The organism is Cloacibacillus sp., from assembly GCF_020860125.1.
Taxonomy (GTDB): Bacteria; Synergistota; Synergistia; order Synergistales; family Synergistaceae; genus Cloacibacillus.
Genome location: NZ_JAJBUX010000068.1, coordinates 1 through 20,537, shown reverse-complemented (window position 1 = coordinate 20,537; position 20,537 = coordinate 1). Strand labels below are relative to the sequence as shown.

At 56.1% G+C, this 20,537-nt stretch carries 19 protein-coding genes and 1 pseudogene; 3 read left to right on the top strand and 17 right to left on the bottom strand.

The window, feature by feature from the left end; genetic code table 11:
• Window positions 1-25: 25 nt before the first annotated feature.
• The 3 genes from LIO98_RS08305 to LIO98_RS08295 are packed head-to-tail and all read right to left on the bottom strand — an operon-like array spanning window position 26 to window position 2,333.
• The gene (locus LIO98_RS08305; RefSeq protein ID WP_291955402.1) at window positions 26-919 is read right to left on the bottom strand and encodes a Sir2 silent information regulator family NAD-dependent deacetylase; all 894 of its coding nucleotides are present in this window, start codon (window positions 917-919) and stop codon (window positions 26-28) included.
• The gene (locus tag LIO98_RS08300; protein ID WP_291955400.1) at window positions 870-1,643 is read right to left on the bottom strand and encodes a protein-ADP-ribose hydrolase; all 774 of its coding nucleotides are present in this window, start codon (window positions 1,641-1,643) and stop codon (window positions 870-872) included. Before LIO98_RS08300 ends, LIO98_RS08305 begins: the two co-directional genes overlap by 50 nt.
• A 45-nt stretch (window positions 1,644-1,688) precedes the next feature.
• The gene (locus LIO98_RS08295) at window positions 1,689-2,333 is read right to left on the bottom strand and encodes a class I SAM-dependent methyltransferase (protein WP_291955398.1); all 645 of its coding nucleotides are present in this window, start codon (window positions 2,331-2,333) and stop codon (window positions 1,689-1,691) included.
• Window positions 2,334-2,430: 97 nt separating this feature from the next.
• On the opposite strand from LIO98_RS08295, the gene yeiL reads away from it, so the two are divergent.
• The gene (gene yeiL / locus LIO98_RS08290; RefSeq protein WP_291955395.1) at window positions 2,431-3,093 is read left to right on the top strand and encodes a transcriptional regulator YeiL; all 663 of its coding nucleotides are present in this window, start codon (window positions 2,431-2,433) and stop codon (window positions 3,091-3,093) included.
• Between the two features lie 74 nt (window positions 3,094-3,167).
• Here yeiL and LIO98_RS08285 read toward each other — a convergent pair whose 3' ends face one another.
• From LIO98_RS08285 to LIO98_RS08265, 5 genes are all read right to left on the bottom strand, one after another.
• The gene (locus LIO98_RS08285; RefSeq protein WP_291955392.1) at window positions 3,168-3,578 is read right to left on the bottom strand and encodes a hypothetical protein; all 411 of its coding nucleotides are present in this window, start codon (window positions 3,576-3,578) and stop codon (window positions 3,168-3,170) included.
• Window positions 3,579-3,968 carry a hypothetical protein gene (locus LIO98_RS08280; protein ID WP_291955390.1) on the bottom strand — a complete coding sequence of 130 codons (390 nt, stop codon included), beginning with the start codon at window positions 3,966-3,968 and terminating at the stop codon, window positions 3,579-3,581.
• Between the two features lie 132 nt (window positions 3,969-4,100).
• Window positions 4,101-5,453 carry a HAMP domain-containing sensor histidine kinase gene (locus LIO98_RS08275; RefSeq protein WP_291955387.1) on the bottom strand — a complete coding sequence of 451 codons (1,353 nt, stop codon included), beginning with the start codon at window positions 5,451-5,453 and terminating at the stop codon, window positions 4,101-4,103.
• Window positions 5,450-6,124: a response regulator transcription factor gene (locus LIO98_RS08270; RefSeq protein WP_291955384.1), complete on the bottom strand. Its 675-nt coding sequence runs from the start codon at window positions 6,122-6,124 to the stop codon at window positions 5,450-5,452. Before LIO98_RS08270 ends, LIO98_RS08275 begins: the two co-directional genes overlap by 4 nt.
• A 69-nt stretch (window positions 6,125-6,193) precedes the next feature.
• Window positions 6,194-6,718 carry a PepSY domain-containing protein gene (locus tag LIO98_RS08265; protein WP_291955381.1) on the bottom strand — a complete coding sequence of 175 codons (525 nt, stop codon included), beginning with the start codon at window positions 6,716-6,718 and terminating at the stop codon, window positions 6,194-6,196.
• A gap of 308 nt (window positions 6,719-7,026) precedes the next feature.
• Here LIO98_RS08265 and LIO98_RS08260 point away from each other — a divergent pair, with 308 nt between their 5' ends.
• Together LIO98_RS08260 and LIO98_RS08255 are read left to right on the top strand one after the other, a co-directional pair.
• On the top strand, window positions 7,027-8,385 hold the full coding sequence (locus LIO98_RS08260) for an MATE family efflux transporter (protein WP_291955378.1): 1,359 nt from the start codon (window positions 7,027-7,029) through the stop codon (window positions 8,383-8,385).
• Between the two features lie 254 nt (window positions 8,386-8,639).
• Window positions 8,640-9,491: a MurR/RpiR family transcriptional regulator gene (locus tag LIO98_RS08255; RefSeq protein WP_066741733.1), complete on the top strand. Its 852-nt coding sequence runs from the start codon at window positions 8,640-8,642 to the stop codon at window positions 9,489-9,491.
• Window positions 9,492-9,729: 238 nt separating this feature from the next.
• On the opposite strand, the gene LIO98_RS08250 is transcribed toward LIO98_RS08255, so the two are convergent.
• From LIO98_RS08250 to LIO98_RS08210, 9 genes and pseudogenes are all read right to left on the bottom strand, one after another.
• Window positions 9,730-10,257: a hypothetical protein gene (locus tag LIO98_RS08250; RefSeq protein ID WP_066741732.1), complete on the bottom strand. Its 528-nt coding sequence runs from the start codon at window positions 10,255-10,257 to the stop codon at window positions 9,730-9,732.
• 15 nt (window positions 10,258-10,272) lie between these two features.
• Complete coding sequence (locus LIO98_RS08245) at window positions 10,273-11,529, bottom strand: aconitase/3-isopropylmalate dehydratase large subunit family protein (RefSeq protein ID WP_168950317.1); 1,257 nt, start codon at window positions 11,527-11,529, stop codon at window positions 10,273-10,275.
• A gap of 175 nt (window positions 11,530-11,704) precedes the next feature.
• Complete coding sequence (locus tag LIO98_RS08240) at window positions 11,705-13,144, bottom strand: aldehyde dehydrogenase family protein (protein ID WP_291955367.1); 1,440 nt, start codon at window positions 13,142-13,144, stop codon at window positions 11,705-11,707.
• An 11-nt stretch (window positions 13,145-13,155) separates the two neighbouring features.
• Window positions 13,156-14,325, bottom strand: a complete 1,170-nt coding sequence (locus LIO98_RS08235) for a PrpF domain-containing protein (RefSeq protein ID WP_291955364.1) — start codon at window positions 14,323-14,325, stop codon at window positions 13,156-13,158.
• Window positions 14,326-14,430: 105 nt separating this feature from the next.
• Window positions 14,431-15,318: a DUF1932 domain-containing protein gene (locus tag LIO98_RS08230; RefSeq protein ID WP_291955360.1), complete on the bottom strand. Its 888-nt coding sequence runs from the start codon at window positions 15,316-15,318 to the stop codon at window positions 14,431-14,433.
• A gap of 242 nt (window positions 15,319-15,560) precedes the next feature.
• On the bottom strand, window positions 15,561-16,532 hold the full coding sequence (locus LIO98_RS08225) for a glycyl-radical enzyme activating protein (protein WP_291955358.1): 972 nt from the start codon (window positions 16,530-16,532) through the stop codon (window positions 15,561-15,563).
• Between the two features lie 75 nt (window positions 16,533-16,607).
• Window positions 16,608-16,889 carry a glycine radical domain-containing protein gene (locus LIO98_RS08220; protein ID WP_276794403.1) on the bottom strand — a complete coding sequence of 94 codons (282 nt, stop codon included), beginning with the start codon at window positions 16,887-16,889 and terminating at the stop codon, window positions 16,608-16,610.
• 297 nt (window positions 16,890-17,186) lie between these two features.
• Window positions 17,187-19,177: pseudogene (locus LIO98_RS08215) on the bottom strand (pyruvate formate lyase family protein); the annotation flags it as partial.
• A gap of 155 nt (window positions 19,178-19,332) precedes the next feature.
• A complete protein-coding gene (locus tag LIO98_RS08210; protein ID WP_291955355.1) occupies window positions 19,333-20,391 on the bottom strand; it encodes a DctP family TRAP transporter solute-binding subunit in 1,059 nt (352 codons plus the stop codon).
• Between the last annotated feature and the right edge of the window lie 146 nt (window positions 20,392-20,537).

Here is a 20,537-nt window from a genome sequence, read left to right as displayed (position 1 = left end):
GTCTCTTTTCTCATTTCAGGGCCCGTTAAGCCTCGCCGGCGGCGCGGCCCACGGCCGCGGCAAACAGCGGGGCGATGTCGCCACCGATACAGAGGGCGCGCTCGCCGAGCTCCTTCGGGGCGAAGGCCTCGCCGTTATTCACGCAGATATAGAGCGCGTGGGGATTGGCCGCCGTCATCCGCCAGAAGGGATACTTTATGATCCCGGGGGTGTTGCCGCCCACGCCGAGCTCAAGGAGAAGCAGGCGCGAACCCTCCGTGCGCCGCAAAAAGGCCAGATAACGCTCCTTCGCCGCGTGCCAGTCCGCGTCCTCAACGAAGCTGCCGTCAACACGGAGGTTCATGCTCATCGGCGCGCCGCAGAGCGGACAATAGGGAACCAGTTCCGCCGGTACGCGCATATCGCGCTGTTCGGCGACCATACGCCGCACCGCCGCCTCGTTGCCGTAGGTCTCTTCATGGCAGGGTACGGAGCACTGCCAGAGGCCGTAATCGCCCTGCGTGCGGAAGAGACGTTCCTCCTCAAAACCGGCCCGCGGGAACTGGTGGTCGACATTCGTCGTCAGGACGAAATAATCCCTGCCGCGCAGGAGCTCCAACAGCTCCAGGTAGGGTCTCCCCACAGGCTGGGCGTAGCGGTTGAGATAGATATGGCGGCTCCAATAGGCCCAATGCTCCTCAAGCGAGGAGTAGCGGTGGAAGCCCGCCGAATACATGTCGGCAAAGCCATAAACCGCGATAAAATCGGCGAAATTTTCCTCGAAGCGCGGCCCCGTATAGACAAGCCCCGCGGAGGCGGAAAAGCCCGCGCCCGCCCCCACAAGAACGGCCTCCGCGTCCGCCAGCGCCTCTTTCAGCCTCTCCACGGGCTCAGTGCAGCAGTCCCGCGTATATCTCACGGTCGATATCCTTGAATACATTAAATATCACCCTCATCCCAACGCCCTCTTCTTTGAGGAACTCCCGCACCGTATCCACCGCGATCTCCGCCGCCGCCGCGTTGGGAAAGCGGAACTCCCCCGTAGAGATACAGCAGAAGGCGATACTCTTCAAGCCATTTTCCCTCGCGAGCTTCAGGCAGGAGCGGTAGCAGGAGGCCAGCTCGTCGCGCTCCCGCCGCGTCAGCGAGGCGTAAACTATCGGGCCGACCGTGTGGATCACATAGCGGCTCGGGAGGTTGAAGGCCGGGGTTATCTTCGCGCCGCCAGTCGGCTCTTCGTAACCCTGCCGCTCCATAAGCTCATGGCAGGCGAGCCGCAGCTGGATGCCCGCGTAGGTGTGTATCGCGTTGTCTATACAGCGGTGGCAGGGGACAAAGCAGCCAAGCATCGCGCTGTTGGCGGCATTGACGACGGCATCCGCCGCAAGCGTCGTGATGTCGCCCTGCCAGAGACAGATATCCCCCGACAGCGGCGCGAGCTCCGCCGCCAAAGTTGTCCCCCTGGCCCGCAGCTCCTCCGCGAGATACTCGTCCTGCACCGCGAGCAGCCTGTCGGCGGCGGGCAGAGGCGGGCGCAGGTTGAAGAGCGCCCGCAGCAGCGCCCGTTTCTCCCCCCTGTCAGCGGGGAGTTTCAAATCGGCGTACCGCGGCTGTTCCGCCGCCAGTGTTTCGATGAGATAGTCGAGCCGTTCTTCCTGTGTCATATCTTCACCCTCTTTACTTTTCAGTCTCTATGATCCGGCGCCTGTCTAAGGCCGCTGACATGATTTGCGGCCAATATAATAAAATCCCTTGGATTCATGGCCATTCATCGTCGTAAATATCAACCGCTGATATTTTAGAGTGGAAAAATCAGAGAGCAGCTGATGGATCCACGCCTCGTCGTGATGCCGGCAGACGGCGCCTTCCGGCAGTTCAAAGACGCCATATACGCCGTACTTATCCTGAAATCGTTGATAACGGTCTGTGTTTCTGTCGTCCGAATTTAAGAGAAAATCGTTTACATACAGGACGCCGCCCGGTTTGAGCACGCGGCCGATCTCCGCTATAAGTTCCCGCTGTTTGTCGTTTTCCTTTATGCAGGTCAGCACCGCGAAAAGAATCACCGCCTCCGCGCTTTGATCGGGCAGCGGGATAAAATCGGTCTCCTTAACCCTCAGATCAAGATAGGGATATAACGCGCGGCCTCTTGCTATCATCCCCTTGGAAAAATCGATGCCGATCAAATTACGGTACCCCGCCTGATATAATTCGTCCAGCGTGCGTCCGTAACCGCAGCCGAGATCTAAAACCGGCGCCTCCTCCCGGACATATTTTTTAAACTCGTCGGCCTGAAACGGCGTGGTAAATTCTTTCTGCCCGGAAACGCTGTCCCAATAATCTTTTTGTTCCAAAATAAACGTCTCCTCTCATATTTGCTGTATTGTATCAATGATTTATGATAGACTGGTATGAGAAATCTCATATCAATTTATCAAAGAGATGTTAAATTTGAAGATTATCGAACAAGATTCCCTGAACGACGAATGCCATCAAAACTTTCCTCTGTCGGATTTTTTCAGCTTTGACATACGCCCCTATACCTCTGTTGTGAAATTTGAGGGCGGTGAAAATATTTTAGAGGAGGGCCGGCAGGTCTCTTATCTATACTATCTGGCGGGCGGCAGGGCGAAGCTCTTTATCCCGCATGAAAACGGGCGGATTTCGCTGATCAATTTTTTAAACGCCCCCTGCTTTATAGGAGAGATGGAATTGGTCGGCGCGCAGAGCGTCGGCAGCGGCATTGCCGCGATCACCCCCTGCCTCTGTTACCGGATCCATGTATTGGAGTGCAAAGACGCAATACTCGGCGATACGAAATTTCTCCGCCGCCTCTGCCTCTTTCTCGGCCAAAAGGCGATCGTAAATACCGATGTCTACTCTAAAAATCAGTCTTACCCGCTGGAAAACCGTCTCGCCAACTTTATTTTACTGACCTCATACAACGGAGTTTACCGCGAGCGGCATCAGGAAGTTTCGGAGTTTCTCGGCGTGACATACCGGCATTTGCTCTATGTGCTTGCCGGTTTCGTCAAACGCGGCATATTGGAAAAGACGACGCAGGGATATTTTATCCGCAATATCGATGAGTTACAGCTTCTCGCGCGGATGTAAAACTTGGAGGCGCTCCGCGCAGCCTCTCCCCGCGCCGTTATCTCCGCCGCACCGGAGGGCCGCCGTCAGGCGGCTCACCGCTTGAAGAAGAACCCCGCCGTCATGTCGAGATAATTCTCGCCGCCGTAACCGCCGTACCTTTTCTTGACCGCCGCCTTAAAGGCCGCCGCGTCGTTACAGCCGGCGGCAATCGTCTTGAGCTCGCTGAGGTAGGCGATCTTCGTCTCGACATCCTTCAGATCCTCCGGCGTATAGTGCGAGGTGAGCACCAGATTGTAGCCCTTCGCGAGGAAGCCCCGAAGCTGTTCGATCATCGCCTCGGCGTGCGCCGCGCCCGCCACGATCGAGTGGCAGTCGTGGCCCAGCATGTGGGTGTAGATGGCGCCGATCTCCGGTATCTCCACGTCAAAGGCCTCATGCGTGGGAATAATGTTGAACCGGATACCGCCGATCCTGACCTCGCCCGGCTCGATATAGTCCGTCACCTAATGTATGGCGCTGTCGAAGGCCGCGCCGAAGGCCCCCGTAAAATTATCGATGAGCGCCCTGCCGCCGCCGCTGTGGCCATACTCGTCGGCCCTCTTCGTCGCGTACCGCCTCACGCCCGGCATAAAACCGCCGCCCGCCATATGGTAGGCAAGCAGCAATCCCGCGGCCGTCAGACCCGTACCGGCGATATATTCCTCCAGCTCCCTGTCGTTGTCAAAGAAGCAGGGCGATTCGATTATGACGGCTTGCCCCTCTTTCTCGACGATAAAGACCTCGTCCGCAAGAAAATCATTGGTCCTGTAGGCGTGAAGCTTTACGCCGCCGAAATCATAAAGGTTTATCTCGCCCTTCGCGAGGGCGATCTTTTTAAAGCTGTTCTTGTTCATCTCAGGTTCCTCCTGTTATCTTTTGTCTTTGTGCCGCTCCTCTTTCCACCGGCCTGTGACTATAAGATAATCCTGTTGGTTCCCTATGTAAAGTAAGCACTATATTGTAATGTAGTTACCTTTTAGATACTATTAGGCTTTGAATGACTCCGACCCCTGGGAATCTACCGGCAGCAGCAGCGTGAAAACGGTGCCGTCCGCGCCGCTCTCCGCCGTCACCCGCACGCCGTGAATGTCGGCGATCTGCCGCACCAGCGCCAGCCCGAGGCCCAGGCCGCCGCCGGAACGTGATTTTTCAAGACGGTAGAAGCGGTTCCAGATCTTTTCCAGCTCGGCGGGAGGGATACCCTCGCCGTTGTCGGATACGGAGAGTATTGCCCTCTCCGGCTCCCGGCGAAGCGAGACGCGTACCGATCCGCCGCCGTACTTGAAGGCGTTTTCCAGAAGATTGCCGGTCAGCCGCGACATGAGCACCACATCGATATCCGCGAATATCCCCTCTTCGATTTCCGTCTCCAGCACGGCCTCCTTCCAGAGGAGCCGGGACTCGCGGCAGACGACGCCGACAAGTTCGCTCAGATCCGCACGCTCAAAAGAGGCTTTGACCGTCCCCTGTTCGAGGCGCGTTATCTGAAGCAGCGTGCCGATGAGCTTTGACATCTTGAGCGCCTGCCGCCGGATTGCCGCGACTCCCTCCGCGTATTCCGCCGCCGTGCGTTCCCCTCTCTCAAGCGACTCACACTGCGCGAGAATGACCGCCGTCGGCGTGCGCAGCTCATGGGAGGCGTCGGAGGCGAACTGCTTCTCCGCCTCAAAAGAGGCCTCGAGCCGCCGGAACATATTATCGAACGACGAGGCGATCCGGTGTATCTCATCGCCACGCGGCGGCAGGCCGATACGCGCCGAGAGGTCGCGTCCTTCGCTGATCGCGTCCGCCGCCGCGACGATCTTATCTATCGGGCGAAAGGCGCGTCTGGCGATCAGATAACCCCCGGCGGCGGCAAGCAGGACGAGCAGCGGCAGGATAAAAAAGGCGAGCCGTGCGGCGACGAGCGGGAAACCGCCGGCCGCCGACAGGGGGAGTACCCCCCGCAGCCACAGCCTGCCGCCCTCCGCGCGCCGGTCGTAGAGGTAAAAATCTCCGCCGCTGCTGCCGACTAGGTAGGGCTCGCCCTCAAGAAAAGGTTCGCGCGGATTAAAGCCAGCGGGCACGCGTCCGTAAAGCAGCGTGCCCGCTTCGTCATAGATCAGGGTATAGGCACCGCCCGCGTACGGCTCGAAATCATCGTCAACCTCGAGGCCCTCTTTACCGTACCGGAGCTCGTCCGCGTTGTCGTTCACCATCTCCGCGAGGCGTGTCAGGGAATAACTCTCCATCATGGAGCCGCCCACCGTGATGACGAAGCCCAGCGAGGCCGCCGTGATCAGCAGCATCAGGAGCGTGAACCATATGGTGACGCGCGCCTTGACCGAAAGACTCATCATTCCGGCGCTTTCAGCATCCAGCCGGAACCCCACACCGTGTGAAGCAGCTTCTTTTCAAAGCCGTCGTCGATCTTTTTCCGCAGATAGCTTATATAGACGTCAACGACATTCGAGCCGCCGTCGTAATCATAGCTCCAGACATTATTTTCGATACGCTCGCGCGAGAGCACCACGCCGCTGTTTCTCATCATAAACTCAAGAACGGCGAACTCCTTCGCCGAGAGGGAGAGCTCCCTGCCGTCACGCGACACCCGATGCGAAGCCGTATCAAGAACCAGCCCGCCAACCCTCAGCAGCGTGCTCTTCGTCTCCGCGTACTTGCGCGTGATCGCCCGCAGGCGTGCCAGCAGCTCGGGAAAAGTAAAGGGTTTTATCAAATAATCATCTGCCCCGAGGTCAAGCCCTTTGACCCGGTCGTCGACGCCGTCAAGGGCAGTCAGAAAGAGCACCGGCACGGCGCTGCCCTCCGCGCGCATCCGGCTGACGACCTCGTGGCCGCTCATTACGGGCATCATCACGTCGAGCACGACCGCGTCATATTCCGAGGCACGGATAAAATCCAGCGCTTCGCCGCCGTCCCAGCAGCGGTCCACACAATGCCCCGCCTCTTCGAGAGACTTGGCGATCAGGCGGTTCAGATCTCGTTCGTCCTCCGCGACAAGTATCTTCATAAAAAGCCGTCCTTTTACGGCAAAGAGGATCGGGAGGAGCGGTCGCCGCTCCTCCCTTCGGAAAATCCTCTAACCGTCGATCTCCCACTTGACCACTTCGCCGCTCTTGGCGTCGATCTTGAACTCATACTCTCTCATATTGTAAAAAATCTCGCCCTCGTAGACCTGTCTGCCGTCGTCATGGTCGAGCTTGAACTTTCGGATGTCGCTCTCCTTCGCGCCGGGTACCCGCGACAGGGCGATGCCTCTGGCCTTCGCCTCGCCGATCAGCCCCGCGTTTCCCGCGTTCTGCGGCGCGCCGTGATTCTTCACCTCACGCGAGAATTTGAGCACCTCGCCCGTCTCCGCATTTATCTCGTACTCATACTCCGTGCCGCCGACATAGAATTTCAGCTCATACTCCGTGTGGCTGTACTTCCTGTCGAGCTTCATCTTTGTAAACTGGGCCTGCTGCGGCGCTACGCCGGCATGCTTCAGCGCTATCTCCTTCGCCCGCGCCTCGCCGATCAGCTTCGCGGCATCCGCCGAGACCGCCGCCATCCCCAGAGAGAGCGCAACCGCCGCGATCACGGCTAAACTGATGATTTTTTTCATATCCGTTTCCTCCTTGGCATATCTTAAAAATATCATTGATATAAGTATATCGGGGAATTATTAGAAAATCATTAAGATTTAGGCGGGATTTACCAAAGTCCTTTTACGTAGGCAAAACCCTCCTCACCCTCACCCTGCCGTTTTAATACCCCCGAGAATCCGGCGCTTGATATTTCCGTCCTTTGATGTTATAAACTTCAATGCTCACTCGGAGGGCGAATCATTCATTGGAAATGACGAGCCGGATAAGGTGACAGGCTGAGACGCCTGTTCTCTTATCCGGCTCTTTATTTTTGAGGAGGATTATGATGGATTTACTGCGCGGCAGGATCAGCGCCATATATTTCAGATATCTCGGAGCGGCCTTCGGCAGTGCGATGATCAGCTCGATTTACGGCATCGTGGACATGGCGATCGTCGGCCAGTACCAGGGGCCCGACGGCACGGCGGCGCTAGCCGTCGTCGCGCCCGTCTGGAATATCATCTACAGCCTCGGGCTGCTCGCGGGGATCGGCGGCGGCGTGCTGTTCAGCGTCGCCAGGGGACGGGGCGGCGCGGGTGAGAGCGGCGCGAACGATTATTTCTTGGCGGCATTTATCGGAACGGTGATTTTCTCCGCCCTCAGCTGGGCGGCTATCGTTTTTTTCGATAGGCGGATGCTCCTGCTCTTCGGCGCGGACGAGACGCTTTTGCCGCTTGCGCGGCAGTACCTGTGGCCGGTGAAGTTCGCCGTGCCGGTATTCATCTTCAACCAGATGCTGGCCGCCTTCCTGCGCAACGACGGCAGCCCGGGGCTTGCCACCGCCGCGGTGCTCTTCGGCGGGCTTTTCAACGTCGCGGGGGATTATTTTTTCGTCTTTACCATGGATATGGGCATCATGGGGGCAGGGCTCGCGACGGCGATCGGGGCTGCGCTCACCCTCGCGGCGATGCTGGGCCACTTTTTCTCGAAGAGGAATACGCTGCGGCTGGTGAGGCCGCGAAACCTGCTCATAAAGCTGAGGAAGATCACCGTCACCGGCTTTTCAACCTTCTTCATCGATATCGCGATGGGGATACTGACGGTGCTTTTCAACCGCCAGATCATGCGCTACTCCGGCACGGAGGCGCTGGCCGTCTACGGCGTGATCGTCAACATCAGCACGGTCGTCCAGTGCTGCGCCTACAGCATCGGACAGGCGTCGCAGCCGATAATCTCGATAAATTTCGGCGCGGGAAGGTGGGGGCGCATCAGGGCCACGCTGCGGTACGCCCTCGCGACGGCGGCCTTTTTCAGCCTCGCCTGGACCACCGCGGCGCTGGCCTTTCCCAACGGATTCATCCGTATCTTCATGGCCCCGACGGAGAGGGTGCTCTCTATAGCGCCCTTCATCATCCGCTGCTACGGCCTTTCGTTCCTGCTGCTGCCGCTGAACATCTTCTCCACCTATTACTTCCAGTCCCTGATGCGGCCGGAGATATCTTTCTTCGTCTCCGTCTCGCGCGGTATGCTCGTCAGCGGTTTGCTGATCCTCTTTCTGCCCGCCGCCGCGGGAGCCCGGGCCCTCTGGCTCGCGATGCCCATCACCGAACTGCTGGTCTCCGCCGCGGTGGTCTATTACATGATCCGCTGCACGCATAGCCTCTATTCAAGAAAAAACTCTCCGCACCGGGCGCTGCGCGACTGACGCGCGCCGCAAAGGCGGCGGGATAAAAGCTTCCAATCTTTCACTTCTAAGACTTTTTACTGCATTTACTTTAACATCATAATTTCCATGCTCTATATGGCAAACTTACAGAAAGTGATATTGCTAACTTCTCTTGACACTAACGTTCACTTCGGGTATAAGTTATAAAGAAAAAGTTTTTAATAAAGTAGAAGATACGCATGATGTGATGGCAGTATTTCGTGCTTAACACCCAGACGGGGAGAGGTCTTTTAATGCATGGACCCATTGAAAAACTGAAAAATGGGATAAACAATATGACGGCGGCACAGAAGAAGGTCGCGGATTTTATCCTTAAAAACACCTTCGACACGGCCTTTTTTACCGTTGATCAGCTTGCCAACGCCGCGGGGACGAGCACGACGACGATTATGCGTTTAATGACGTTCCTGAATTATAAGGGATATATGGATTTCCAGAGGGCATTGCAAGAGGTGCTGAGAAACAAGGTAAACCCAAAGACACGTCTTGAAGTGAATCTCAAAGATCTCGACCTCTCCGATTTGTGGGGCAGATGCTACGACAAACAGCTGAATAACATACAGAACACCTTCGAACTGATACCCCAAGAGACCCTCGACAATGTGGTCGCGGAAATAGTTTCCGCCCCCATGATCTATATAACGACCGCCAGAGGCGGGATAATGGTCGCGCAGTATATGTACAGCTTTTTGTCCCGCATGTTTGGTAACTGCCAGATAATACACGCCGACAATCTTCCCGTCTGGTCGACAATTATCCCCTGCCTCGGGCCGACGGATCTTGTCTTTGCGATCAGCTTTCCCCGCTACGCCAATAGGCTGCTGCAGTTTGTCAAGTTGGCGCACCAGGCGCAGGCCAAGGTGGTAATGGTAACCGACAGCTTCACCTCGCCGTTTGCCGAATACTCGGACATCACCCTGCCCTGTTTATGCAGCAGCTTGGGATTTCATAATTCACCGCTTTCCGCGATGATGCTCGTCGACTGCCTGATCAACGTAGCGTCAGTAAGGTACGCTTCGATCATTAAGCCACGTCTGGACATTGCCAACGACATCCTGAGCAAGTCCGACTATTATATACAGTAGCGCGTAAGGATAATTCCATAATGAAAATCGTCTGCCGGCCCCGGGGAAACAGCTCCCCTGATGGCCGTTGCCGCTTCAAAATTATTAAACCGCTCTAAACCGGTTTTTTCTGATTTACAGCGGAGGAGCGGCAGGAGGGGAAGGCCCCGGCCGCCCCTCCTGCCGCAAGATATTATGATACCTTTTCCGATACCGCACCGCGAGGCCCTCCCGCCGCTTCGGAGAGCGCCGGTTTAAGCTATTTTTGACGCAGGATGTTGCGATAATACTGAAGCAGGCCGCCGGCGGAGATCAACTTGAGGATATAGTCTGAAAGCGGGATGCCCGAGATTCGTCCGCCGGTCGTGAGGTTGCTGATCTCACCTGTCAGCAGATTGGCCTCCAAGCGGTCTCCCGTTTTGAAAACTTTGCCGATCCCAGGACAGGTAATGGCCGGCAGCGCCCTGTTGATAGCGTTTCGAAACCCGTAACGGGAGAAAGATTCCGCCAGTATCAGCTGCACGCCCGCGCCCTGCATCGCCGCGATAGGATGTTCTATGCTTTTGCCGCCGCCGCAAAAATCATGTCCCGCCACGATGATGGTATATCCGAGGTCACGAAAACCGAACGGGACGTCTTCAATCTCTTTGACGGCGCCTTCAAAGGCCCATTTCCCCAGTTCTTCCTGGTCGACGCCCGTCAAGGTCCACCGTTTTTTCCCGATGATATGATATGTCGAAACATTGTCACCGCATGTCCACACGGTGCCGGTTATAATCTCTTTCACGGTTATCTTCCCCCCTTAAAGGAATTGCCTGGGATCGGTGATATAACCACAAACGGCCGCGGCGGCAACCGCATAGGCGGAGCCGAGAAAGACCTCGGATTCCGTGTTGCCCATTCTCCCTTTGAAGTTACGGTTCGTCGTGCTGATACAGCGTTCCCCCGCGCCGATGAGCCCGGGGCCGGAGCCGGCGCAGGAGGCGCAGCTCGGGGTCATTATCGCCGCCCCGGCGACAAGAAGTTCTTCCACAAGGCCGCGGCGCGTAGCCTCCAGCATAACCTTCTGGCTGGCCGGCACTACGATCAGCCTGACGTCTTTATGCACTTTGCGGCCGCGTAAAATTTCAAGCGCCTGTTCGAGATCTTCAATACGTCCGTTAGCGCAGGAGCCGATGAAGGCCTGGTGGATCGGCAGTCCCTCCGCCCCCTCGCCGATTGGTTTTACGTTTTCAGGCGTATGCGGATAGGAGAGCAGCGGCGGCAGCTCCGAGGCATCAACCTCATATGTCGTTTCATACTGCGCATCCGCGTCCGGCCTGTCCATCCGCAGCTCGCCGGATGGTTTTCCGATAAACGCCGCCGTCTTTTCATCCGCGGCCATGATAATATTCTTCGCGCCGGTTTCCGCCAGCATGTTGGCGGCGGCCAAACGGCCGGAGATGCTAAGCGCCTCGATGCCCTCTCCGCCAAGCTCTATCGCCTTATAGATAAACGTGTGGAGAGGCGCCAGCGTAAGGACTTTAAGAGAAAGATCTTTGGCCGTTACGCCCTTATTTAATTGACCGCGTACATTTACACGGATCGATGCCGGGACCTGCAGCCATATTTCCCCGGTAGCCATAATGATAGCCGCGTCGGAGGAGGTAATGCCGGTCGCGAATGCGCCGATGCCGCCGTACATGGTGGAATGCGAATCCGTCCCCAGAGCCACCTCTCCCGGCAGGACAAAATCTTCGACCATCAGCTGATGTCCGATGCCGTGCCGTCCGATCTCCGCAAAACGTTCGATGTGGTACTGTCTGCACTTATCCCGGCAGAATTTAAGGCTGTCGGCGAACTTTATCTCCGCCGGAGGGATGCGGTGGTCTATGCCGAGCAATATGTTGTCCGGATTTACCACCGCCTCCGCGCCCAGCGATTCAAAATGGCGGAAAACGATCGCGCCGACAAAATCGTTGATAAGCAGACGATCTACGGGAACGTTGACGATGTCGTTTGCCTTAACCGTGTCTCGTTTCAAAGCACGGGCAAATATTTTTTCAGTCAAAGTTTTCAAACTGATACCTCCAAACACATTGTAGGGTAAAGGCTGCTCTATTTTTAGAAAAGCATCATGCGCGGCATTAGAAATTTTACCGCCTCGCCGGTCCTGCCGCGGACGCCGCCAAAAGCTGATTTATACCGCTTATTTCCCCTCACGGGGCGGCTTCCGCGACGGACCTGTATTTATATTATCTTTTTTTATCCGCATATTGGAGCGTCACCCATTTAAGCTCCGAGTACACGTCCACGGAAAACTTTCCGCTCTCCTTGGCGAAGCCGCTCATCTTTACGCCTCCCGACGGAGCGGTGCCGCTTGTGCTGACGACCGTCGAATCGTTGACGTGGACCATCCCGGCCTGCATCTTGAGGCTCAGCTGAATGGCAAGATTCAAATCGTTGGTCAGTATGCTCGACGAAAGGCCGTACTCGTTATCGTTCACCAGCTCCAGGGCGTGCGCCGGGTCCTTCGCGCGGAAAATGGAGACGACAGGGCCGAAACTTTCCTGATAGAAGATATCCATCTCCGGCGTCACATCCGCGAGAATGGTGGGCTGGAAGAAGGAGCCTTCGTGCGTGCCGCCGCAGAGGACTTTGGCGCCTTTAGAGAGGGCGTCTCTGATCTGCCCGTCAATGAAATCACACTGGGAGGGATCGATCAGCGGACCGACGAGCGTATCTTTCTCGTGCGGGTCGCCAACCTTGAAGTTTTTCGCCTGTTTGAGCATTTGTTCACAAACAGCATCGTACAGAGGCTCCTCCACAATGATACGCGAGGTGGCTATGCAGGTCTGTCCCTGATTGTAGAAGGATCCGTAAGCGGCCAGTTCGGCGGCCTTAGCCGCGTCGAAATCTTTCAGTACGATCAGAGGGTTCTTGCCACCCAACTCCAGCGCGTATTTTTTCAGATTCTTGGCGGCCTTTGCCGCGATGCCGCGTCCTACGGGGCTGGAGCCGGTAAAGGTCACGCATTTGACGCGGGGGTCCTCTACCAGGATATCGCCGACGATGCCGCCCGGCCCCGGAATGACGTTCAGCACGCCGGCCGGCAGTCCGGCCATCTCAAAGGCCTTGGCGACGAGATAACCCGTCGCGGGGGTGTAAGAGGCGGGTTTCAGGACTATGGTATTTCCAATGGCCAGCGCATAAGCGATTTTTTTCATAGTGATGTTGATCGGGAAATTGAACGGCGCGATCGCCGCGACTACGCCTAGCGGTACGCGCACCGCGAGGGAAAGCTGCCCGTTAGAGGTCGGCTGAAGGACCTCTCCTTCGGCCCGGCGGCATTCTCCCGCCGCGACGCGGAGTGTGTTCGCGGAGGCGGTGACCTCTCCGTTTGCCTTCATGAAGGTGGAGCCCGCCTCTTCGATCAGTATCTCGATCGCCTCTTCCCGCAGCGCCTCGATATTATCGGCGGCTTTCAGCAGTATCTTCTCTCTCTGGCTCGCAAGGAGCGAGGACCATCCCGCAAACGCGCCATCCGCCGCCGCCAGCGCGGCTTCGACCTCTTTTTTACCCGCCGTGTGAACGCGCGCGAACAACGAACCGTCCGCCGGGTTCAGATCGTCGACGATTTTACCGGTCTCTGTCTCTATCCACTCGCCGTTGATATAAAGTTTATATTCTCTCATCTTTGTATTACCTACCCTTCCCGTACATATACGAAACCTTCCATCAGGCATCTGGCGGTACGGCCGATCATCCCGCAGGTGACGTCGTATCCGCCTTCGGCGTTTTCCGCCAAACGTCCGTCGACCTCCATGATGCCAAAGGGGTGGCCTATACGTAGGCTCTCGAATTTTGTCCCGCCGCATGAACCCTCGTGCAGCAGCCTGTTGATCACGGAGCCGGGAAGATTGGCCGCCACCAGCGCGCAAATTCCCGGTAAGGCCATGTGCGCCTGAATCATTTTCATACCCAGGGAGAACATCCGTCCTACATAGTCAACGCTCTCTTTTTTGATGAGGCGGCCGTCGCCCGCGGTATAGTCCTTCGACGTCGTACAGAGGGAGATTTTCGGCAGCGTTTGGCTGTTGACCGCCGCATCTTCAAGGTCGCTCGCGAGGCCCAGTGAAATGGCGCATGTGCCGCGGATTATCTCAAGAAGCCTGCATATTTCGCCGCTGTTGGGCAGCGCCTCAAATTCAGCCGGAAGCTCGAGCCCGCTGAGGCCGAACTGCTCGGCGCGCACAAATACGGTGGGGTTGCCTACGTCCAAAAGTGAGTATTCATAGGCCTTTCCGTCGATGACGATCGTATCAAGCGGGCTGCCGGTGGGCAGCAGCCTGCCCGACACCGCTCCCTGAGGATTGCTGAATTCTATCTGTATCTTAGCGCCGGTACCCGGAACGCCGTCTATCTCAAAATTTCCCTCCGTCAAAGCGCGTCCGTTCCCGACGGGAACGTGCAGGACCATAAGCTTATTGGTGTTCGTGTTGAAGACCCGGACGCTTGTAACGGGCTCCACCGCCTCCACAAGTCCTTCATCAATGGCAAAGGGGCCCACGGCCGAAGATATATTCCCGCAGTTCATCGTCTTGCCTACGATGGAGCTTTCGGGGCTCACCTGACGGAAAGTGTAGTCTATGTCCACCCCTTCCCGGGAGCTTTTCTTTATTATGGCGACTTTGCTTGTCGTCGTCGTCCCGCCGCCCATGCCGTCAATTTGGCGGACGTCTGGGCTGCCCAGCGCGCTCAATATTATCTTGTCGCGCAGGCTTTCGTCTTCCGGCAAGTCTTTTTCATGAAAGAACAGCGCCTTGCTCGTTCCGCCCCGCATGAAAACGCACGGTATTTTTGTATTCGGCTTCATAACGCAGCCTCCCTTTCCTGATGCAATTTGTCTATTGCGGCGTGTATCAATAATCCCGTGAGGGCTTCAGCCGCTTTGCCTGTAAGAGCCTGGCTCTCCGATCAGTTATTTCCCGCTATTTGAATTTACGACGGCCTCAATTACCTCCGGCCAAGCGTGAGGCGGCTTTTCCGCGAAATGCTCTTTAAGATTAAGTTTGGCGATCAGGTCGTGTTTTTTAGAGGCGGCTTCCGCGACTGTGCTGTCTATGCCCGCGTCACGGAGCATTTCCATGCAGCCGGAAAGTTCCGCGGTGCGCCTTGCTGCATGCAGCGCGGTGCCGACGGAGAGGCGGTCCAGCGTCTGCTCGAAGGTGCATTCCTCTAAAGTTTTGCAGATGCCCGGAACTACCCGGTCCGCGATGCCTAGTGTGACGGCCGCCTCCAGCGTCTCCATCACTACGGCCGCCATACCCTTCATACATAAGCTGCGCACCAGTTTAATTCCCGAGGCCGCGCCCGGCTCGTCGCCGACGATCTCGATTTTCATCCCATAGGGAGACATCGTTTCAAAGAAACGAGCGGCTCCCGCTCCCGACGCCAGGATGGGAACTTTGTGTTTGAATTTGGGCAATACCCCCATCATCGCGGCATCAACAAAATCGGCGCCATATTTACCGGCCAGCAGCGCCGCGGCCTTTTTGATAGCGGGGGAGGCCGCCGTGAGGTCGACGTAAAGCTGTTCAGGACGGAAATATTCCGCGATCGTCTCGCAGGTGCGCAGCGTGACGCTCGCCGGGACCGCTACCATAACCAGGTCGCTCGCGGCGATGACCTCCGAGGCCGAAGGAAGAAGTTTGACCGCCGACAGCCCGGCGCGGTTTTTAATTTGCGGGCCGAAGACCGGATGTTCTATCATATTGTCAAACGCGACAATATCCTTGAGCCCTTCGCCCCTTAGCCCCGTGCTCATCTCAAACGCGGCTTCGCCAAAACCTATATATCCTAAAACCATCTCTATCACGCCTCCTTGGAATAGACATCCATAAGTCAATAACCTTCGTGTGCCGCCTTAAAGTTACCTCTTCGTCGGCTCGGCATAAGAGCCGTCGGGCCGTCACTTCCTTTATTTGGACTTTTTAAACCTTGTGCGTATTCAGCGGCGGCCGCCTTTTCCGCCTGCATGTTTTGTTCGGGGCGCTGCCTGTTAAGGAAAGGGAAAGACTGAATTCCCTGTAAAATGTTTTGCCGCGCCTATCAGAGGGCGGCGCCTTCGATATTTCCGCCGCCGACGCTGACGCGGCAATTCGGCGCATTCCGTACCGTCAATTCCCGCGCGCGCCGCATCAGCGCGTCATTGACACCCATCAGCGCCTTTTCTTCCATCTGATACTCCCGCCCGCACATGGCATACTTTGCCGCGCCGAAATTGTGAAAGGGGAGCAGGTTGATTTCCGGATGGACAGGCAGTTCGTTGACAAACTTCGCCGCCTGGATGATATCCTCCTCGGCCGTAACGCCCTCTATTATCAGCCGGCGAATAATAACGTTGGGGCTGCCCTTCGCCTTCGCAAGGGAACATAGCTTCTCCATATTTTGAAGTATTATTTTATTGTCCACGCCGGTGTATTTTTTATGGACGCCGGCGTCAAAGATCTTTAAATCAAAAAAAACGAGGTCGCAGTACCGTGCCACACTTTCAAATTTTTCCCATTCCGCATATCCTGACGTCTCTATCGTGGTGTGGAGATAATTCGCGCGGCAGACCCGCAGAAAATCCGAGGCGAATTCACTCTGCAGCAGCACCTCCCCTCCCGACAGCGAAACTCCGCCGCTGTTCCTGCGAAAGAACAGCGCATGTTTTTGAACCTCTTTGAACAACTCCGAGACCGTATATTGTTCTCCTGATATTCTCCTCGCGTCCGTTACGCAGGGAGCGATACATTTTCCGCAGCCGGTACAGCGCGCAAAATCCATCCGTATCCCGCCCTCTTCAAGACTGTTCGCCGAAGCCGGACAGAGGTCAAGGCACCTTCCGCAGCCGCCGCATTTATTCTGATTGAAAATAAGCTGCGGCTCCATACTCAGGCCAAAGGGATTGCTGCACCACATACATCTCAACGGGCAGCCTTTAAAGAAAACCATGGTCCTCATTCCGGGGCCGTCTTCGTTGCGATAACCCTCGATATCGTAAATAATCGCCGTTTTCTCCGCCCTGTTGTTTGCCATGAGGTTTCCTCCCTTCCCGGATAATAATGTACGGCCCTTCTCAGACGCCCGGCATTTGACAAAAATGGCCGGTCTTTAAAAATTATGTTCGGTACGGTTGATGATATCGTTCTGCGTCTTTACTCCTAGGTCGGTCCAATAGGCGCTGTATCCCGCCACCCGCACGATCAGCGTCGGATATTTTTCCGGATTTTTCTGCGCCTCCAACAGCGTTTTCTTATTCACCGTATTGAACTGCACATGGTAGATGCCCATGTCGTTGAGCATCGTACGGACCAGGTTCGCAAGGTTTCTCATGCCAGCCGGTTTATAAACGGGTTCGACATAGGTCCCCTCCGGCGTATTGACGGCGGGCATACCGAAGGGGGGAACGCTCTCCGCCCTCTCGTCCCGTTCAAGATCTTCCTCGATCAGCTCGCCGCGGTTCACCCACATGTTCAGAAGCGTACCGTTTGTGAAGAGGGAAAAATCAAACTTTCCATAGCTCATCGCGGCAGCCACCGGGCCGTGGATGTCGGCCTGCTGAGAGGCGGACATCGTATCGGAAAAGGGAGAACCGGCGAGGCGGCCGTCCGGCGTCGCGCGGGTAGACTCGCCGTATCCGACGTTGGCCTGTACCGTCTTGATTCCCGGGTCCGCATAATGCCCCAGATATGTTTTATGGGAGCGGACCTCATCTGCGCAGAATTCCCACAGGTCAATCCCGATGCTGTCGGCATAGTCGTCGTTATTGCCGTACTTCGGGGCCTTCCTGAGTTTGGCGCGCAATTCCTCGTATCCCGCGAAATCTGCCTCTATCGCGGCCCGAATATCCGCGATCGTCGCCTCTTTATCCTCATATACGACCTTCTTGACCGCGGCCAGAGAATCGATCAGCGTACCCAGCCCCATTATCTGTATTGAGGGGCCGATATTGCAGTAAGCCCCCCCTGAGTGACGTCTTTGCCCCGCAAAACCGCGTCACGGCAGAACATGGTGAAGGTCGGAAGGGCAAAGCGTTCCGCGATGATCTTCTCGCCGACTGTCAGGCCGATGTGGCAGATATCGATCGTGTGCGCTATCTGCGCCTTGACCGCCGCGAGAAATTCCTCAAAGGTTTTGAGCTGCGTGGGGTCTCCCGTGCGGATGCTTATAAGCTTGCCGTTTTTCTCGCCGTTGAACAAAACCAGGTTACAGCACTCGGGGATGTTGACGTTCCCCGCCTCCGTGTGGCCGAACTGATGTCCCGCAAGGCCGACTTCGACGTACCCGATCGGGCCGCCGTATTCAAGTATCTGCCTTCTGGTGTAGGGGCTTTTCCCGTGCAGTCCGGCGGCGCGGCCCTCCAGCATGTCATACAGGGTCTCGCAGTTAAAAAACGACGGATGCCCCATACCCTCCGCGGCGAGAGCGCAGGCCTCATAAAGCAGGGAGTCCGGCGTTTTCTGGTGCAGAAGGATGCTGACGGTCGGCGCGTTCGTTTTGACATAGCGCATGGCCCGCAGACAGAGGTAGGATAGTTCGTTCGTCGCGTCATGTCCGTGTTTGTCAAGGCCGCCGACATCCACATGGGCGTAACGATAGTAACCGCCGACGATATGCGATCTGGGCGTCGAGACAAACCACGGGTTCGACGTGCATTTGATATACAGCTCCTCGATAAACTCCATGGCCAGTTCGGGAGTGAGCGTCCCGTCGGCGATTCCCTGCCGGTAAAAAGGATACATATACTGGTCAAAGCGGCCGTGTGTAGCGGAGGGACCGGCCCCCTCCATAAACTGGAACATGACGACCAGCCAGGCCATTTCTATCGCCTCGTAGAAGTTACGCGGGGGATTCCAGGGAACCTGCCTCATAACCTTTTCCATATCAAGCAGCTCCTGCTTGCGGACCGGATCTGTCTCTCTGCGCGCTTTCTCCGACGCGGCGGCGACGTAATTTTCCGCAAATTGCTTTATCGCCAGGCAGACTTCGGATATGCCTATGTAGAACAGACGTTTATCCAGGGATTCGGGGACGTTCAGATCCAATTTGTTCAGCTGTTCCTGGGCGGTCTCATAGTAATATCGAACACCCTTTTCCATCAGTGTCGGAAAATCAGCGATGAAATGAGAGCCGCAGTTATTGAGGTAATTTGCGATATCCACCTCCCCGACAACGCCGCCGATGACGAGGTCGGGGTCGATGGGCAGCTGTTTTATGAGCAGCGCCGTTATGGTTTTATCCTTCCAATAAGGAATATGTACCTCTTTCAGCTCTTTCTTATATTCGTCAGGCACTACGAACGGGTCGTACATGCGGGTCTCCAGCGCGTCCAGATCGTCGCCGATCCAATGCGCGTGGGTGTCGAGGCAAATCTGGGCGCCCCTGATTTTGCCCGCCGCCCAGCCGGCCAGCCGTTCATGGTCATAAATGACCGGTTTGAAGGACCGGTACATCTCCGCGCTGGCCTTATACCGGCGAAGCAGCTCCGGCTCCCCCTCAGTCTCCCGATAGACCTTTGTAAACGCTCTGGCGCGCTGTATATCAATGCTCGGACGGGTAGCGTGCAGGAGCCCGTTCAATTCTTGTATACGTTTTGTACTTCCTGTTTTCGCCACTTTTCCGGAACGGATATCAAGCCCCAGCGCACCGCCCGTCTTTTTCTGTGTAACAGTCTGAGACATCTCTATACCTCGCTTTCCAGCATGTTTTTGTAAGATGGAGATACTCTCCGCGGAATCAGAGAGTATCCCGCATCAGCCGCCCTCTCAGCACGGGACAACCGCTTTGATATGCCCGCCGCCGTCAGGCGTGTCGTCCTTCAAACAGCGTCCGCGCCTTACCTCCAGCGGGAGGTGTCAAGCTTGCCGGCGTCATATTGCGCCTGCAGACGGGCGACCTCGGCGATAACTTTATCCAGGTATTCGGCGCCGATCTCTTTTCTATAGATGTCGTATGTCGGCATCATCGCCTTTTTCCAGGCCGCTTTCTGTTCCGGGGTCAAACGTATGATTTCCATCTTGCTTTTCTGTTTGAAGAAATCCAGGACATTATCGTTTTGTTTTATGCACTCCCGGCGGTGGACCTCCGTCATGTAGGTGGCAGCCTCGTCAATCGCGGCACGGATGTCCGCGGGCACGGAGTTGTAAAGTTTCGTATTTACACAGAAAACCGTGATGTCGTAGAAATGTTCCGTCAGCGTCAGATACTTCTGAACTTCGTAGAAACTCATATCCTGAATGTTCAGCAGCGGATTTTCCTGTCCGTCGATAACATTCTGCTGAAGAGCCGTAAAGAGTTCACTGAAGACCATCGGCACCGCGGAGGCGCCCGCCTTCTCGAAGGCCGTCATGTGGACCTTGTTTGACATTGTCCTGATCTTTCGGCCGACAACATCCTTTGGCTCTACTATGCGCACATTGCTGGTAAGAGAGCGCATCCCGTTTTCCATGAAACCAATGACGCTTATGCCGCTTTTGCCGACCGGCCCCTTAAGCTCCTGCCCCATCGGCCCATCCTCGAAAGCATAGGCGACGTCTACATTGTTGAATAGATAGGGCAGATTGAAGGCGTAAAATTTTGACGAGAAAGTGGAGAGTGGCGCCATAGACACATCTATGAACTCAATGGAGCCGATGTCGACGCCTTCGATCAGTTCCTGGATCGTACCTAGCGAGCCGCTGTCATAAACCGTCAGTTTCACACGTCCGTTCGTCAGTTCGCCAAGCTTGTCCGCGAAGGCCCGGGCGCCGATCGTCAGCGGATGTTTGGGCCCCAAAGCCTCTCCGTATTTCCATTCGTATTCCGGTTTCGCGGGAGCCGCCGCGGCACACGAGACAAACAACAGGATAACAACCAACATCTGCGCGATAATGAATAGACCTTTTCCTTTTTTCATTACAATTTCCCTCCTAGCGTTTTTGTTTTTCACTATATTTTTTGTAACATAGAGTGTGCAAAGACAATAACTTCAATATCCCATCATCGCCGGCAGCCAGAGAGTTACGGCGGGAACGAAGGTGACGATCAAAGCGAGCACTATCC